We start from the raw sequence: 17,580 nt of genomic DNA, 5'->3' as shown, positions 1-17,580 counted from the left end.
ATCGCTCAACGGATAAAAGGTACTCTGGGGATAACAGGCTGATTCCTCCCAAGAGTTCATATCGACGGGGGAGTTTGGCACCTCGATGTCGGCTCATCACATCCTGGGGCTGTAGCCGGTCCCAAGGGTATGGCTGTTCGCCATTTAAAGTGGTACGTGAGCTGGGTTTAAAACGTCGTGAGACAGTTTGGTCCCTATCTGCCGTGGGCGTTGGAAATTTGAAGGGGGCTGCTCCTAGTACGAGAGGACCGGAGTGGACGAACCTCTGGTGTACCGGTTGTCACGCCAGTGGCATTGCCGGGTAGCTAAGTTCGGAAGAGATAACCGCTGAAAGCATCTAAGCGGGAAACTTGCCTTGAGATGAGATTTCCCGGAGCCTTGAGCTCCTTGAAGGGTCGTTCGAGACCAGGACGTTGATAGGCTGGGTGTGGAAGTGCAGTAATGCATTAAGCTAACCAGTACTAATTGCCCGTACGGCTTGTCCCTATAACCTTGGTAGTCCAAGGTCGAGTACAGCTGCTCGATACAAAGCTACAACCCAACAATACTTCTTCCAGATTCAGAGCAGGCGCGAACTGTCGCGGCTGCTCGTACAAGTCATGCCTGATGACCATAGCAAGTCGGTCCCACCCCTTCCCATCCCGAACAGGACCGTGAAACGACTTTGCGCCGATGATAGTGCTGCAACCAGTGTGAAAGTAGGTTATCGTCAGGCTAGTTATATGAAAAACCCCTCCAGGTGATCCTGGTGGGGTTTTTTGCTTTGGAGACGCGTAAAATCCCAAGGTCATACTGTTCTCTTACCTAGGAAAAGCGATGAAGGTCTATCTCGTTGTCGTCGACACGCTGGCGGATTGGGAAATCGGATACCTGACGGCAGAACTGCATAGCCGCCGGTTTTTCGCAGATCCATCGCAAGACTTCCAATTGCTGAAGGCAGGCCTGAGCCGTGGCGTGGTGACGAGCATGGGCGGCGTGACCCATGCGCCGGATATCGCAATCGGCGACATCCGGATGGACGACAACGATCTGCTCCTGCTTCCAGGGGCGGAAATCTGGCAGTCTGCACAAGCAAGACCAGCCCTCGAACTGGCGCGCGACGCGCTGGACCAAGGCCACCAGGTCGCCGCCATCTGTGGCGCGACCGTCGGCCTGGCCAGCACCGGCGCATTGAATGCACGGCGCCACACTTCCAACGACCCCGGATTGTTGAAAGCATCCTGCCCCGACTATCGCGGTGAACACATGTACCGCAAGGAGCCGGCTGTCCGCGGCGACAACCTGATCACGGCAACCGGCCTGGCGCCGCTCGAGTTCTCCTACGAAGTTCTCAAGATGCTCAAGGTCTGGAAGCCGGAGACCACCAAGGCCTGGTACCGCTTGCACAAGACCCGCCAGGAGCGCTGGTACCATGAATTGGTCGCATCGATGTCGGATGCGTCCGCCATTCCTTCATAGAGCGCGATGGATTACCAGCAGCTTCTCGCCCAGCGCCGCGCGCACCCATCCTGGCGGCTCCTCGCCGCCGACCACGCGCCGATGATCGCCAGCTTCCTGCACCGCAGCTTTGTCGCGCCCAATGTGCGCACGATTGCCCGCCAGCAGCTGGTGTCGCAACTGGACGATCACCTGTACCAGCTTCATGAGCTGACCGGCGAACAGCTGTTTCCCAAGCCCGCGGCCAGCTATCTGGACGACTGGGCGTCCGACGACCGCGGCTGGCTGCGCAAATACTATCCACCAGGCGAAGACGAACCGCACTACGATCTGACCTCGCCTGCCGAGCAGGCCCTGGAATGGCTGCAGGGCCTGGGCCAGCGTGCTTTCATCGGTACCGAGTCGCGCTTGATGACCGTGTTCGACCTGCTCAAGCAGATCGCCGACGGCACCGAGCTCAATCCCCGTGCGCGCATTGCCGAACTCCAGAAACGCAAGGCGGACATCGACGCCGAAATCGCGCGGATCAAGGAGGGCCACCTGACCCTGATGGAACCGACCCAGGTGCGCGAACGCTTCCTGCAAATGGCGGCCACCGCGCGTGAACTGCTGTCCGATTTTCGTGCGCTCGACCAGAACTTCCGCATGCTCGACCGCAGCGTGCGCGAAAGGATCGCCACTTGGGACGGCGGCAAGGGCGAACTGCTGCAGCAGATCTTCGGCTGGCGCGACCTGATCACCGAATCCGACGAAGGCAAGAGCTTTCGCGCCTTCTGGGACTTGCTGATGTCGCCGTCGCGCCAGGATGAACTGGGCAAGCTGCTGGAGCAGGTGATGGCGCTCGCGCCGATCCGCGAACTCGAACCCGACGGCCGCCTGCGCCGCATCCACTACGACTGGCTGGAAGCCGGCGAGGTTACCCAGCGCACCGTGGCGCGCCTGTCGGAGCAGCTGCGCCGCTATCTGGATGACCAGGCCTGGCTCGAGAACCGCCGCATCATGGAGCTGATCCGGCAGGTCGAACAGAAAGCGCTGTCGCTGCGCGGGCAGGTTCCCGATGCGGCCTTCGCCGACATCGACGACGCCGGGCCGGAGTTCGCCTTGCCCATGGAGCGGGTGCTCTACACGCCGCCATTCAAGGCCGACATTCGCGCGGTGGAAGTCGAGGAGGCCGGCGCGACCGCCTTGTCCGATGCGCTGTTCGAACAGGTTTACGTCGACCAGGTGCGCCTGGCATCCAACGTGCGGCGCGCACTGCAGACCCGCAGCCAGGTATCGCTGGCGGCGGTCGTGATGGACAATCCGATCGAGCAGGGCCTGGCCGAACTGGCGACCTACCTGAAACTGGCGACCCAGGACGTGGCCGCCGTGATCGACGACGAGCGCGATGAATGCGTCCGCTGGACCGGCGCCGATGGCCACCAGCGTCAGGCGACGCTGCCGATGGTAATCTTCACACTACGGGAACGAGAGGACGAATGATTGACGACGACCAGCTGGGACAAGTGGTAGTCACCCTGTTCCAGGGCGTGCTGTATCGCGAAAACGCCGAGCCGCAATGGCAGGCACTGCTCGACCTGCAGGCGCGCGTGCGCGACTATTGCAGCGTGATCGGGCTCGAACTGATCCTTGACGAGGCGGAGGGCTATGCCTATCTGCGCCAGCGGGCGTCCAAGCCCGAGACGCCGGACTTGCCGCGTCTGGTCCAGCGCCGCCAGCTCAGCTTCCCAGTCAGCCTGATCCTGGTCCTGCTGCGCAAGAAGCTGGCCGAGTTCGACGCGCTCAGTGCAGATACCCGGCTGGTCGTCAGCCGCGAGGACATCGTCGACCAGATGCGCCTGTTCCTGCCCGATACCGCCAACGAAGCGCGCCTGCTCGACCGCATGGATACGCATCTCGGCAAGGTCGTCGACCTCGGCTTCCTGCGGCGCCTGCGCGGTCAGGACGGGCAGTTCGAAGTGCGGCGCGTATTGAAGGCCTTCGTCGATGCCCAGTGGCTCGACGACTTCGCCCAGCGCCTGGACGGCTATGCCAGGCATGCCGGGGCGAGCGCCGGCAAGGAGGGCGTCGAATGAACGCCGGACCCGATCCCGAGCTGGCGACGGCGACCGAGCAGGCCGGCTTCCGCCTGCGCCGCTTCGAAGTGTACAACTGGGGCACCTTCCACCAGCGCGTTTGGAGGATGCAGCCGCACGGCGCCAATATGCTCCTGACTGGCGATATCGGATCCGGCAAGTCGACCCTGGTCGATGCGCTCACTACCTTGCTGGTCCCGTTCAACAAGATCTCGTACAACAAGGCGGCCGGCGCCGACGCGCGCGAACGCTCGCTGCGCACCTATGTGCTGGGCCACTTCAAGTCCGAGCGCGGTGACACCGGCCTCTCCGCGCGTGCGGTCGCGCTGCGCGACCAGCACAGCTACTCGGTGCTGCTCGGAGAGTTCCATAACGAAGGCTACGAGGAGACCATCACGCTCGCGCAGGTATTCTGGTTCAAGGACCCGCGCGGCCAGCCGGAGCGATTCTATGTGGTCGCCGAAACGGCGCTGACGATCGCCGATGATTTTTCGGGCTTCGCCGACATCAATCAGCTGCGCAAGCGCCTGCGAGCGCGGTCCGGCATTGCTCTGCACGACAGCTTCCCAGCCTATGGCGCCGATTTCAGGCGCCGTTTCGGCATCGCATCGGAACAGGCGATGGACCTGTTCAACCAGACGGTGTCGATGAAATCGGTGGGCAACCTGACCGAGTTCGTGCGTGAGCACATGCTCGAGCCGTTCCCGGTGCAGGCCCGCATCGACATGCTGATCACGCACTTCGACGACTTGAACCGGGCCCACGAGGCGGTGCTCAAGGCGCGCGCGCAGATCGAGCGCCTGCAACCCCTGAACGCCGACTGCGATCGCCACGCGGCGCTGGTGACGCAGATGGATGAGCTGCGGATCTGTCGCGAAGCCCTGCGGCCCTGGTTCGCGCTGCTCAAGACCGAGCTGCTGGACAAGCGCATCGCCAACCTGGCAGCGGACGAGGAACGCACCGCCACCCGCCTGGCCCAGTTGGAGCAGGAGCGGCGCGAACACGCCCGTACCCGCGACGAACTGACCGCCGCCATCTCGGCCAATGGCGGCAACCGGATCGAACAGATCATGGGCGAGATCGCGCGCGTCGACGCCGCTCGCAGCGAAAAGAACGCGCGCGCGCAGCAGTACGAGCTGATCGCCTCGGCGCTCGGCTTGCCGGCGCCGCACGATGCCGGCGCCTTCGATGCCAACCGGGGCGCCATTGACACAGGCCAGGCCGCCTGCGTCGCGCAGCGCGACGAGCGCAGCAACCGCCTGACCGAGGCTGGCGTGACGGTGCGCGAGCTGAGAAAGCTGCACGGCGAACTGACCGACGAACTCGAATCGCTGCGCAAGCGCCGGTCCAATATTCCGCGCCAGATGCTCACGCTGCGCGAGGCCTTGTGCGACGCGCTAACGATCGCGCCTGATGCGCTGCCCTTCATCGGCGAGTTGATCCAGGTGCGCGAGGACGAGCGTGCCTGGGAAGGGGCGGCCGAGCGCTTGCTGCATGCCTTCGGCCTGTCGCTGCTGGTGCCCGAACAGCATTACGCGCAGGTGGCGGCATGGGCCGAGCGTACCCACCTTGGCGCGCGCCTGGTGTATTACCGGGTGCGGCCATTGTCCCCGGCCGAGCCGCCATCCCTGCATCCGCATTCATTGGTGCGCAAGCTGTCGATCCAGCCGGATTCGCCGCTCTATGCCTGGATCGAGGGCGAGCTGGCGCGGCGTTTCGACTATGCCTGTTGCGACTCCATGGAACTGTTTCGGCGCGAGCAGCGCGCGATCACCCGTAACGGACAGGTGAAGTCGGGCGGCGAGCGTCACGAAAAGGATGACCGGCGCCAGATCGGCGACCGCACCAGCTATGTGCTGGGCTGGTCGAACGAGGCGAAGATCGCGGCGCTGGAGAAGCAGGAGCGCGACCTGTCCACGCGTATCACGGAACATACCCGGCAAATCCTCGAGCTCAAGCGCGAAGCTGCCGAATGGGGCAGAGTGCTCGGTCTCTGGCAGCAGTTGGCGGTGTTCGCCAGCTTCGCTGATCTCGACTGGAAGCCGCTGGTGGCGATGATCGACAGGCTCGAGCGCGAGCAGCAGGAGCTGGCGGCATCGTCCGACCTGCTGCGCACCTTGCAGCAGCAGTTGCGCGATCTCGGAGACGTCCAGGCCGGCATCGATGCGCAGCATGCACAGGCCAATGCCGCGCTGGCGACGCTGGTGGAGAAATTGAGCCAGGCCCGCAGCCTGCTGGGCGAGAGCGAGGCGCTTGCCGGTGCGATCGACGACGCCATGCGCGCCACTACGCTGCCGGTGCTCGAGACGCTGCGCGAGCAGGCCTTGGGCGAGCACACGCTGACGGTCGAATCATGCGATAACCGCGAGCGCGACATGCGTGAATTCGTGCAGGCACGCATCGACGCCGACAGCAAACGCATCGCGACACTGCGCGACAGGATCATCACCGCCATGCAGGACTATGCGACTACCTGGCCGCTCGATGCGCGCGAGGTCGATGTGAGCATCGAGGCGGCGCCCGAGTTCCGGCGCATGCTGCAGGTGCTGGAAGCCGACGACCTGCCGCGCTTCGCCGGCAAGTTCAAGGAGCTGCTCAACGAAAACACGATCCGCGAGATCGCCGGATTCCAGTCGCAGCTCAAGCGCGAGCGCGAAACGATCCGCGAGCGGGTCGAGACCATCAACACCTCGCTGCATGCGATCGACTACAACCCGAATCGCTACATCGCCCTGGAGGCGGAACCGAGCCTGGACGCCGACCTGCGCGACTTCCAGCAAGACCTGCGCAGCTGTACCGAAGGCGCGCTGACCGGGTCGAGCGACGAGGAGTACACCGAGGCGAAATTCCTGCAGGTGCGGCGCATCATCGAGCGCTTTCGGGGCCGCGAAGGCTGCGCCGAGATGGACCGGCGCTGGACCCGCAAGGTGACCGATGTGCGCAACTGGTTCGTGTTCTCGGCGTCCGAGCGTTGGCGCGAGGACGACAGCGAGCATGAACACTACACCGACGCCGGCGGCAAGTCCGGTGGCCAGAAGGAGAAGCTGGCCTACACGGTGCTGGCAGCCAGCCTGGCCTACCAGTTCGGCCTCGAATGGGGCGCCGTGCGTTCGCGCTCGTTCCGCTTCGTGGTCATTGACGAGGCGTTCGGACGCGGTTCCGACGAATCTGCGCGCTATGGGCTGGAGCTGTTCCGGCGCATGAACCTGCAACTGCTGATCGTGACGCCGCTGCAGAAGATCCACATCATCGAGCCATACGTCGCCGGCCTGGGGTTCGTGCACAGCGAAGAAGGTCGGCAGTCGATGCTGCGCTACCTGAGCATCGAGGAGTACCGCGCCGAGCGCGGTGCGCGGGCCGGATGATGGCGGCGCGCAGCGCATGGTCGTCGCCGGGCGACATCGTCGCCAGCGTCCAGCGCCTGTGGGACAGCGGCGCTATCCTGGCGGCGCGCCTGGACGGCGTCGCCTTGTTTCCGCATGAAGTCCGGCTGCGGCAACCTTCGGTCGCAGCCATGGGCGAGCAGTTCGACCTCGTGCGCGACTGGATCGGCGCCTTGCGCAGCAGCAGCCGTCCAGAACGCGGCGATGGCTATGAGCTGGTCTGGCGCGACATCAACCACCGCCAGCTGGGGCGCAACCGCATCCCGGTTGCCGCCATCGTGGAGTCGGAAGCGTCGGCGCTGCGCATGATCGGCCGTGGCGCGGACACGCGGCGCTTCGACGAATTGGTCGCCATGACCCTCGGCGCGTTTCCCGTCCTTCGTCCCTGGCTGGCCAGGCAGCCGCTCCGCCTGCTCGAGCACGGGGATGGATGGGAGCGCGTCCTGGCCGTGCTGCGCTGGTTCGTGGCGAATCCACGTCCAGGCATCTATCTGCGTCAGCTCGATATCCCGGGTGTCGACACGAAGTTCATCGAAGTGCGCAAGGGGCTGATGGCCGAACTGCTCGATCAGGTGCTGCCTGCCGAATCGATCGATGCCGGCGCCGTCGGCGCGCGGCAGTTCGACACGCGTTACGGGCTGCTGGGAAAACCAGCGCAAATTCGTTTCCGCATACTCGACCAGCGGCACTATGTCGGCGGTTGCTCCGACCTGATGGTGCCTGTGGCGCAGTTCGCCGCATTGCGCACGGGCGTGGACCGGGTCTACATCACGGAGAACGAGGTGAATGCACTGGCATTTCCCGATGTGGAGTCGAGCATGGTGGTGTTCGGTGGCGGCTATGGCATCGACCGCCTGGCGCAGGTGGACTGGTTACGCAGCCGGCGCGTCCTGTACTGGGGCGATATCGATACGCATGGCTTTGCGATCCTCGATCGCCTGCGGGCGTCGATCCCGGGCGCGGCATCGCTGCTGATGGATGCCGACACGTTACAGGCACATCGCCATGTATGGGGGCAGGAGGATGGCGACAAACGTTGCCTGGCAGACCTGATGAGGCTGACGGAGCAGGAGCGGGAGCTGTTTCTGCAGTTGCGCGGCGATATCCTTGGGGAGCGCTTACGCCTCGAGCAGGAGCGCATTGGCTACACATGGGCGGTCGACGCGATTCGACAAACATGAAAACTGGCCCTTGCGGGGGCGCTGGCGCTTTGCTATAGTCTCGCTCCTCGACGCAGACGCCACCTCACGGTAGCGAAAGCGAAGAGAAAAAAGGGGTTGACGAAAAATGAGAAACACTTCATACTCTCGCCTCTCTGCTGCTGACGAACACAACGATTCGCAACGATGCAGCAAGAAGAAGCACCGAATTCTGATCTTTAAAAATTAACAGTCGATAAGTGTGGGCGTTTGATGAAGGTGCCGGCTGACTTGTTCAGCTGCATACTTAAAATATCAAATGTTCGCACAAAGTATTAGACGTTGCTTCAGCAATGAAGCGACGGTCAGTATTTTGAGTGAGCGACCTCGCTAGCAATAGCGAGTGACTCGAAAGAGTCAACAAACAGAGATTGAACTGAAGAGTTTGATCCTGGCTCAGATTGAACGCTGGCGGCATGCTTTACACATGCAAGTCGAACGGTAACAGGGAGCTTGCTCCGCTGACGAGTGGCGAACGGGTGAGTAATATATCGGAACGTACCCAAGAGTGGGGGATAACGTAGCGAAAGTTACGCTAATACCGCATACGATCCAAGGATGAAAGCAGGGGACCTTCGGGCCTTGTGCTCCTGGAGCGGCCGATATCTGATTAGCTAGTTGGTGAGGTAAAGGCTCACCAAGGCGACGATCAGTAGCTGGTCTGAGAGGACGACCAGCCACACTGGAACTGAGACACGGTCCAGACTCCTACGGGAGGCAGCAGTGGGGAATTTTGGACAATGGGCGCAAGCCTGATCCAGCAATGCCGCGTGAGTGAAGAAGGCCTTCGGGTTGTAAAGCTCTTTTGTCAGGGAAGAAACGGCTGTGGCTAATATCCACGGCTAATGACGGTACCTGAAGAATAAGCACCGGCTAACTACGTGCCAGCAGCCGCGGTAATACGTAGGGTGCAAGCGTTAATCGGAATTACTGGGCGTAAAGCGTGCGCAGGCGGTTTTGTAAGTCTGTCGTGAAATCCCCGGGCTCAACCTGGGAATTGCGATGGAGACTGCAAGGCTAGAATCTGGCAGAGGGGGGTAGAATTCCACGTGTAGCAGTGAAATGCGTAGAGATGTGGAGGAACACCGATGGCGAAGGCAGCCCCCTGGGTCAAGATTGACGCTCATGCACGAAAGCGTGGGGAGCAAACAGGATTAGATACCCTGGTAGTCCACGCCCTAAACGATGTCTACTAGTTGTCGGGTTTTAATTAACTTGGTAACGCAGCTAACGCGTGAAGTAGACCGCCTGGGGAGTACGGTCGCAAGATTAAAACTCAAAGGAATTGACGGGGACCCGCACAAGCGGTGGATGATGTGGATTAATTCGATGCAACGCGAAAAACCTTACCTACCCTTGACATGTCAGGAATGCCGAAGAGATTTGGCAGTGCCCGAAAGGGAACCTGAACACAGGTGCTGCATGGCTGTCGTCAGCTCGTGTCGTGAGATGTTGGGTTAAGTCCCGCAACGAGCGCAACCCTTGTCATTAGTTGCTACGCAAGAGCACTCTAATGAGACTGCCGGTGACAAACCGGAGGAAGGTGGGGATGACGTCAAGTCCTCATGGCCCTTATGGGTAGGGCTTCACACGTCATACAATGGTACATACAGAGGGCCGCCAACCCGCGAGGGGGAGCTAATCCCAGAAAGTGTATCGTAGTCCGGATCGTAGTCTGCAACTCGACTACGTGAAGTTGGAATCGCTAGTAATCGCGGATCAGCATGCCGCGGTGAATACGTTCCCGGGTCTTGTACACACCGCCCGTCACACCATGGGAGCGGGTTTTACCAGAAGTAGGTAGCTTAACCGTAAGGAGGGCGCTTACCACGGTAGGATTCGTGACTGGGGTGAAGTCGTAACAAGGTAGCCGTATCGGAAGGTGCGGCTGGATCACCTCCTTTCTAGAGTAGCACTGGCAGCGAAAGCTGCATCATCAAGCGTCCACGCTTATCGACTGTTGAACAAGTAAAGAACAGTTTTATCGGGGCTGTAGCTCAGCTGGTTAGAGCACCGTGTTGATAACGCGGGGGTCGTTGGTTCGAGTCCAACCAGCCCTACCACGTTTTCGGCATGACCCTAATGGGGGATTAGCTCAGCTGGGAGAGCACCTGCTTTGCAAGCAGGGGGTCGTCGGTTCGATCCCGTCATCCTCCACCAAAAGCTCAAACGTAAGTCGTCAGTAAATGACTGATGAGATTTAGGTTTGGTCTTTTCGAGATCACTGTTTTTTCGTTCTTTAACAATCTGGAAGAAGTAAAGTTTTTTAAGCGTGTTGAGCTAGTCAGCAATGACAAGTAAAACACACTTAGGGTAGTAGTAATTTGTATCAAGCAAACATAGTTGTACTCTTGATTCTATGACGATCTCTTTAACTCATGAAGAGGCCAACGTTATAGGGACAAGTGAATAAGTGCACATGGTGGATGCCTTGGCGATTACAGGCGATGAAGGACGTAGTAGCTTGCGATAAGCTGCGGGGAGCTAGCAAACGAGCTTTGATCCGCAGATTTCCGAATGGGGAAACCCGGCCTTTTAGGTCATTGCATGCTGAATACATAGGCATGCAAAGCGAACGCGGCGAACTGAAACATCTAAGTAGCTGCAGGAAAAGAAATCAACCGAGATTCCCAAAGTAGTGGCGAGCGAAATGGGATGAGCCTGTATGTGATAGTCGATTGAATAGTGGAAGTCTCTGGAAAGTGACGCCATAGTGGGTGATAGCCCCGTACACGAAATTCAAACGGTGGTACTAAGCATACGACAAGTAGGGCGGGACACGAGAAATCCTGTCTGAACATGGGGGGACCATCCTCCAAGGCTAAATACTCGTAATCGACCGATAGTGAACCAGTACCGTGAGGGAAAGGCGAAAAGAACCCCGGGAGGGGAGTGAAATAGATCCTGAAACCGTGTGCATACAAACAGTCGGAGCCTCTTCGTGGGGTGACGGCGTACCTTTTGTATAATGGGTCAGCGACTTACATTCAGTGGCGAGGTTAACCGAATAGGGGAGCCGTAGAGAAATCGAGTCCGAACAGGGCGACAGTCGCTGGGTGTAGACCCGAAACCAAGTGATCTACCCATGGCCAGGATGAAGGTGCGGTAACACGCCCTGGAGGTCCGAACCCACTAATGTTGAAAAATTAGGGGATGAGCTGTGGGTAGGGGTGAAAGGCTAAACAAACTTGGAAATAGCTGGTTCTCTCCGAAAACTATTTAGGTAGTGCCTCAAGTATCACCATCGGGGGTAGAGCACTGTTATGGCTAGGGGGTCATTGCGACTTACCAAACCATTGCAAACTCCGAATACCGATGAGTGCGAGCTTGGGAGACAGACATCGGGTGCTAACGTCCGGTGTCAAGAGGGAAACAACCCAGACCGCCAGCTAAGGTCCCAAAGATTGGCTAAGTGGAAAACGAAGTGGGAAGGCTAAAACAGTCAGGATGTTGGCTTAGAAGCAGCCACCATTTAAAGAAAGCGTAATAGCTCACTGATCGAGTCGTCCTGCGCGGAAGATGTAACGGGGCTAAGCCAGTCACCGAAGCTGCGGATATCCGTAAGGATATGGTAGGAGAGCGTTCTGTAAGCCTGCGAAGGTGTCTTGTAAAGGATGCTGGAGGTATCAGAAGTGCGAATGCTGACATGAGTAGCGATAATGCGGGTGAAAAGCCCGCACGCCGTAAGCCCAAGGTTTCCTGTTCAACGTTCATCGGAGCAGGGTGAGTCGGCCCCTAAGGCGAGGCAGAGATGCGTAGCTGATGGGAAGCAGGTTAATATTCCTGCACCGTCGTATGATGCGATGGGGGGACGGATCGCGGAAGGTTGTCTGACTGTTGGAATAGTCAGTTTTTGACTCATAGAAGGTGCTTAGGCAAATCCGGGCACGTAATTCAAGGGGTCGAGACGAGTCGCCATGTGCGACGAAGCAATCGGAAGTGGTTCCAAGAAAAGCCTCTAAGCTTCAGTCATACGAGACCGTACCGCAAACCGACACAGGTGGGCGAGATGAGTATTCTAAGGCGCTTGAGAGAACTCGGGAGAAGGAACTCGGCAAATTGGTACCGTAACTTCGGGATAAGGTACGCCCTAGTAGTTTGACCACTTTACTGTGGAAGGACGAACGGGTTGCAATAAAATGGTGGCTGCGACTGTTTAATAAAAACACAGCACTCTGCAAACACGAAAGTGGACGTATAGGGTGTGACGCCTGCCCGGTGCTGGAAGATTAAATGATGGGGTGCAAGCTCTTGATTGAAGTCCCAGTAAACGGCGGCCGTAACTATAACGGTCCTAAGGTAGCGAAATTCCTTGTCGGGTAAGTTCCGACCTGCACGAATGGCGTAACGATGGCCACACTGTCTCCTCCCGAGACTCAGCGAAGTTGAAATGTTTGTGATGATGCAATCTACCCGCGGCTAGACGGAAAGACCCCATGAACCTTTACTGTAGCTTTGCATTGGACTTTGAATCAATCTGTGTAGGATAGGTGGGAGGCTTTGAAGCGGGGACGCCAGTTCTCGTGGAGCCATCCTTGAAATACCACCCTGGTTCATTTGAGGTTCTAACCTTGGTCCGTTATCCGGATCGGGGACAGTGCATGGTAGGCAGTTTGACTGGGGCGGTCTCCTCCTAAAGTGTAACGGAGGAGTTCGAAGGTACGCTAGGTACGGTCGGACATCGTGCTAATAGTGCAATGGCATAAGCGTGCTTAACTGCGAGACCGACAAGTCGAGCAGGTACGAAAGTAGGACATAGTGATCCGGTGGTTCTGTATGGAAGGGCCATCGCTCAACGGATAAAAGGTACTCTGGGGATAACAGGCTGATTCCTCCCAAGAGTTCATATCGACGGGGGAGTTTGGCACCTCGATGTCGGCTCATCACATCCTGGGGCTGTAGCCGGTCCCAAGGGTATGGCTGTTCGCCATTTAAAGTGGTACGTGAGCTGGGTTTAAAACGTCGTGAGACAGTTTGGTCCCTATCTGCCGTGGGCGTTGGAAATTTGAAGGGGGCTGCTCCTAGTACGAGAGGACCGGAGTGGACGAACCTCTGGTGTACCGGTTGTCACGCCAGTGGCATTGCCGGGTAGCTAAGTTCGGAAGAGATAACCGCTGAAAGCATCTAAGCGGGAAACTTGCCTTGAGATGAGATTTCCCGGAGCCTTGAGCTCCTTGAAGGGTCGTTCGAGACCAGGACGTTGATAGGCTGGGTGTGGAAGTGCAGTAATGCATTAAGCTAACCAGTACTAATTGCCCGTACGGCTTGTCCCTATAACCTTGGTAGTCCAAGGTCGAGTACAGCTGCTCGATACAAAGCTACAACCCAACAATACTTCTTCCAGATTCAGAGCCTTGCGCACGCAGAGTTGGCGGCTTCGCCGCCGACGCGTTCAAGCAAAGCTCGTACAAGTCATGCCTGATGACCATAGCAAGTCGGTCCCACCCCTTCCCATCCCGAACAGGACCGTGAAACGACTTTGCGCCGATGATAGTGCTGCAACCAGTGTGAAAGTAGGTTATCGTCAGGCTAGTTATATGAAAAACCCCACCAGGTGATCCTGGTGGGGTTTTTTGCTATAAGGGGTCCCGCCTGTCCTGGCGAAAGCGCCACCCCCTCACTCGAACCTGAAATTCACCCCCGCCATATACGTCGCTCCCGCATACGCATCGGTGTACACATTCGGCGTACCATCGGCAAACTGCGCAAATCCCCCCGTCGTCGTCCCCGTGTGAATCCGTCCGAGATTCCGCCCCTCGAGGAACAATTCGATATTCTCATTGACCCGATACCCGATTTTCGCATCGATGTACCGGGTCCCGAGCCGGAAGCTCGGCGCCCCGGGCGCATATACCGGATTGCGAACAGTCGTCAGCCCGTGCGCCGGATAATTGTTGATAGCGGTCGAATTACACCCCGATATGCAACTGAACTTCTCGGCCACGAACTGCACCGCCACCCTGGCCGATAACTTGCCATCGTCGTACCACAGCGACGCGTTCCAGGAATGGTGGGGCTCGCCGGCCACCGGCATGACGGTGCCGGTCAGCAGGTCGCGCACGGCGGTCCCGGTCAACTTGGACTTGTTGCGCGTGTAGTTGGCATCGATCCCAAGATAGCGCAGATACCACGGCAGGAAGGTGAATGCGGCCTTCCCCGACACCTCGTAGCCCGTGCGGGTGTTCGGCAATTGATTTATCCAGCGACGGTAGTCGAACTGCTGGTCTGCCAGCGGCTTGCCGGTCTGGCTGTCCACCTGGTCCGAGCCGGCAAACAGCGCGGCCGCATTGACCGCCTCGATCAGCGTCGGCGCACCGATGACCCCCTCCTGCCGGTACACGGCGCCGGCGAACATGTAGTTCTTGTTGGGATACCACTCGAGCGACAGGTTCTGGTTGTGGTTGGTCATCGGCTCCAGCGACGGATTGCCCATGGTGCCGGAGCAATATTGCGCGCGAGGCTCGCCATCCGCATCGAGCTGGTCGGTGAAGCGCTCGTCGTAGAAGCAGGTGCCGCTCGGGATCAGGCGCCCGCCGGGCGGGCGTGCGACGGTCTTGCCCCAGTTGTAGCGTAGTACGAGTTCGTTGGGCAAAAACCAGGTGTTCAGGTTGATCGAGGGCAGGTAGTCGGTGCTGACGTCCGAGATCTCGGTATCCCGGCGGTAGATCGCCGTCGTCACACCGTTGGCATTCTCCGGGTCGGCGGGATTGAAGCTCGCGTTCTTCACCGTCGACTGGAAGGCCAGCTGTCCGGTGCCGACCACCCCGGTGCGCACGATGCGCACGCCGACGTTGCCATCGAAGGCGATGCCGAACGGCAGCGGACGTTCGCTGAACGGTATGCGGTCCAGGCTGAAGTCCGTCATCAGGTAGCCCGCATCGACGGTTTCCACCAGCTTGTTCATCGGCTGGGCATACATCTGGCCGTCGCTGCCGGCGCAGGATTTCACGCAATCGAGGTTGTAGTTCGGTACGCCGAGCAGGTCATAGAGTTTGCCGATGTCGATCTCGGTCCAGCCGCTGATCAGTCCCGCCGGACGATCGGGATCGCCACCGTAGAACTGGGATGTCGGCTGCTTCGTATAGACCTGCGCGAACATGTCGCGGAACTGGTCGGCGGTGATCTGGATCGTCCCGCCGAGGTTGGCGCGCGGGTCGGCATTGGGGGTATAGCCGTACTTGCATGGCCGCCCGCCTGCCCCCAGCGAGCCGGAGGTGTCTTCGCAAATCTGGTAGGTGGTGCGCAGGTTTTTATTGGGGACGTAAATGCCTGGAATATAGCCTGGCGTCCCCCAGGTGCCCTGGGGTTCCTGGACGGTCACGCCGCCGGTGCCCCAGGCCGAGTAATCGCTCTTTCGGCGGTTGTATCCGATCTTGAAGCGCGGCAGATAGCCGTTGGTGAAGTCGCTGGTGTTGAAGGCCACATCGAGTTTCACGGTGCGCTCGGTCTGTTCGTTGATGCGCGCATTCTGCAGCGACAGCGTCCTTGCCGGATCGATCAGCGGTAGCTGGTCCGAGGTATAGGCGGGCGTCGCCGGGGCGAATGCACTGCCGGCGAAAGCGGCGAGCGCAGGCTGCGGCCGCAGCGCGAAGTAATTGTTGGGATTGTTGGGATCGAAGCTCGCGCTCGGCTTGTAATCCCAGATACCGTTCGATAACAGGTTTGCCTGGACGGGCCCCGTATAGCCGCTCAGGCCGGCGCGGCGCTCGTAGCGCGAGAAGTCGCTGCGCGCATCGCCCAGCAACAGCTCGGCGAATACGAAGCGATTCTTGTAGGTGCCGCCAGCCTGGGTGTAACGCGATTTTTCCCGAATATTGAGCATGGTGTTTTCGACACCGAAACTGCCATCGGCAATCTTATAGCCTGTCAAATGGTGGTTCGCGTCGACCGTGACCGAGTTCGGATCGATATTCGACGTCGACCCGTTGGCCGCGCCCCCGGCACGCCAGCTCAGGTCCGGATACAGGAAATAGCCGGATGCGGGCACCAGATTGCGCGTCGCCCATGCGCCGTTCGGCAACTGGGTCGGCGACACCGTGTCGGTAAAGGATGGGCCGATATAGCCATTCGGCCCAGTGACCGTCGTGCCGTTGAAGGCTGGGCCGCCATAGCCCGCGCTGCTCGCTTCCGAGACGATATGGCGCGACGAGCGGCTGTGCTTGACGTAGACCTGCAGACCGTCGCTGACCTTGAAATCCAGGCGGATATCGCCCGAGTTGCGATCTTCGTCCTGGCGATTCACGAAGTAGCGGGTACTGCTCGGCACGTAATCATTCCATTGCCCCAGGCAGGACAGCAGTTCCGTCTGGCGTTGGTTGATCGCACTGGTACGGGTGGCGCCAGCCACGATGGCGTTGGCCTGGGCCTCGGTCAGCAGTGGAAATGCCTGGTAACACGCCGCCTTGGTTTGCGCAGCGGCCGACTTGGCCACGATTTCCTGGGGTGTGGCTGCGTTGAACGTGCCACCACCGATCAGATTCGATGTCAGCAGCGGTGTCGTCGACAGCGGGTCGTCCAGTTTGACGGTATTCGGTTGGAACGAGAACGTTTTTTCCGGCGAGTTGTCGAAGTCGAGTGGACGATAGGCGCCGACGGCACTGCTGCTGCCGCCCTGGTTGATCGAGTGCGACTCCTGGGCAACCTTGCTCCTGGACAGATTAACCAGCACGCCCAGCCGGTCGTTCATCAGTTTTTTTACACCGACGAGGTTCAGGTTGGGATTGAGTTTCTCATTGAGCGTGTTCTGCATTCCGGCGACACGCATCGACAGGTAATCCTTCTTGAAGTCCAGGCCATTCCGGGTGGTGATGCGCACCGAGCCGCCAAGTGACCCTTCTACCATGTCGGCCGTGGAACCTTTTACCACGTCCACGCTCTTGATCAGGTCGGACGATAACTGGCGCATCTCGACGGCGCGTCCACCGGCCTGGTCCGAGCCGGCGTTCATCCCGCCCAGCAAATCGGCGCCGCCAGCGGACTGTACGCCCTGTCCATCGAGTTCCACGCGGGTCAGTTCCGGGCCGTTGCCCCGGATCGAGACCGAGATCCCTTCGCCATAGTCGCCTCGGTCCACGGCCACCCCGGCGATCCGGGAAATCGCATCCGCCACGTTCCGGTCCGGGAAGGCGCCCACGTCTTCCGCCACGATGGAATCCTGGGCGGTGTCGGCCTTCTTCTTCCTGCCGATCGCACTTTCCTGGGCCTGCCGCGTACCCACCACGCGTACGGTGGTGGGGGCACTGGCAGGACTGCTTGTCGTCGTGTCCTGCTCTGTTTGCCCGGCCTGTTGCGCGTGAACTGGTACCCCGGTTGCAAGCGAAGCCAGGGCCATCGCAACCGCACCGGACAGACGCCGTGTACGGCAATGCATTGCTGTATGCCTGTTCATTCTCGTCTCCGCAATTTTTTTATGGATCGCTAGATTACGACCCGCTAATGCACTAATGCATGTCGCACGGAAAAGAATCACGGAGTTGATTGCGCCGG

At 59.5% G+C, this 17,580-nt stretch carries 6 protein-coding genes, 2 tRNA genes and 5 rRNA genes (1 of these 13 running past the window's edge); 12 read left to right on the top strand and 1 reads right to left on the bottom strand.

From position 1 onward, the window contains the following. From KY496_RS16990 to rrf (KY496_RS16935), 12 genes are all read left to right on the top strand, one after another. Nucleotides 1-486, top strand: a 23S ribosomal RNA gene (locus tag KY496_RS16990); it begins 2,406 nt to the left of the window's first position. 116 nt (nt 487-602) lie between these two features. Continuing rightward, a 5S ribosomal RNA gene (gene rrf, locus KY496_RS16985) occupies nt 603-715 on the top strand. 101 nt (nt 716-816) lie between these two features. Continuing rightward, nucleotides 817-1,458: a type 1 glutamine amidotransferase family protein gene (locus tag KY496_RS16980; protein ID WP_005664648.1), complete on the top strand. Its 642-nt coding sequence runs from the start codon at nt 817-819 to the stop codon at nt 1,456-1,458. 6 nt (nt 1,459-1,464) lie between these two features. Continuing rightward, on the top strand, nt 1,465-2,919 hold the full coding sequence (locus KY496_RS16975; protein WP_184240555.1) for a DUF3375 domain-containing protein: 1,455 nt from the start codon (nt 1,465-1,467) through the stop codon (nt 2,917-2,919). After that, entirely contained in the window at nt 2,916-3,512 is a 597-nt protein-coding gene (locus KY496_RS16970) for a DUF4194 domain-containing protein (RefSeq protein ID WP_005664653.1), read from the top strand. Before KY496_RS16975 ends, KY496_RS16970 begins: the two co-directional genes overlap by 4 nt. Beyond that, entirely contained in the window at nt 3,509-6,877 is a 3,369-nt protein-coding gene (locus KY496_RS16965; RefSeq protein WP_219861677.1) for an ATP-binding protein, read from the top strand. The genes KY496_RS16970 and KY496_RS16965 overlap by 4 nt, the downstream gene beginning before the upstream one ends. Continuing rightward, the gene (locus tag KY496_RS16960) at nt 6,874-8,076 is read left to right on the top strand and encodes a DUF3322 domain-containing protein (protein ID WP_005664657.1); all 1,203 of its coding nucleotides are present in this window, start codon (nt 6,874-6,876) and stop codon (nt 8,074-8,076) included. The genes KY496_RS16965 and KY496_RS16960 overlap by 4 nt, the downstream gene beginning before the upstream one ends. A gap of 391 nt (nt 8,077-8,467) precedes the next feature. Further along, a 16S ribosomal RNA gene (locus tag KY496_RS16955) occupies nt 8,468-9,998 on the top strand. Between the two features lie 82 nt (nt 9,999-10,080). Then, a tRNA-Ile gene (locus tag KY496_RS16950) sits at nt 10,081-10,157 on the top strand. Nucleotides 10,158-10,178: 21 nt separating this feature from the next. Further along, nucleotides 10,179-10,254 (top strand) — tRNA-Ala (locus KY496_RS16945). A gap of 239 nt (nt 10,255-10,493) precedes the next feature. Beyond that, nucleotides 10,494-13,367: ribosomal RNA gene (locus KY496_RS16940) — 23S ribosomal RNA — on the top strand. Between the two features lie 144 nt (nt 13,368-13,511). Continuing rightward, nucleotides 13,512-13,624, top strand: a 5S ribosomal RNA gene (gene rrf, locus KY496_RS16935). The 16S, 23S and 5S rRNA genes sit together here with 2 tRNA genes alongside, the layout of an rRNA operon. A gap of 87 nt (nt 13,625-13,711) precedes the next feature. Here the strand turns inward: rrf (KY496_RS16935) and KY496_RS16930 are convergent. Further along, nucleotides 13,712-17,482, bottom strand: a complete 3,771-nt coding sequence (locus KY496_RS16930; protein WP_229520301.1) for a TonB-dependent receptor — start codon at nt 17,480-17,482, stop codon at nt 13,712-13,714. Nucleotides 17,483-17,580: the final 98 nt, after the last annotated feature.

It is taken from the genome of Massilia sp. NP310, assembly GCF_019443485.1.
GTDB classification, from domain to species: domain Bacteria; phylum Pseudomonadota; class Gammaproteobacteria; order Burkholderiales; family Burkholderiaceae_D; genus Telluria; species Telluria timonae.
This window is presented reverse-complemented; position numbering and strand designations above follow the sequence as displayed.

Coding starts and splice junctions, on each gene's coding strand:
- KY496_RS16980 (WP_005664648.1), top strand. CDS start 817: ATGAAGGTCTATCTCGTTGTCGTCGACACGCTGGCGGATTGGGAAATC.
- KY496_RS16960 (WP_005664657.1), top strand. CDS start 6,874: ATGATGGCGGCGCGCAGCGCATGGTCGTCGCCGGGCGACATCGTCGCC.
- KY496_RS16930 (WP_229520301.1), bottom strand. CDS start 17,482: ATGAACAGGCATACAGCAATGCATTGCCGTACACGGCGTCTGTCCGGT.
- KY496_RS16965 (WP_219861677.1), top strand. CDS start 3,509: ATGAACGCCGGACCCGATCCCGAGCTGGCGACGGCGACCGAGCAGGCC.
- KY496_RS16975 (WP_184240555.1), top strand. CDS start 1,465: ATGGATTACCAGCAGCTTCTCGCCCAGCGCCGCGCGCACCCATCCTGG.
- KY496_RS16970 (WP_005664653.1), top strand. CDS start 2,916: ATGATTGACGACGACCAGCTGGGACAAGTGGTAGTCACCCTGTTCCAG.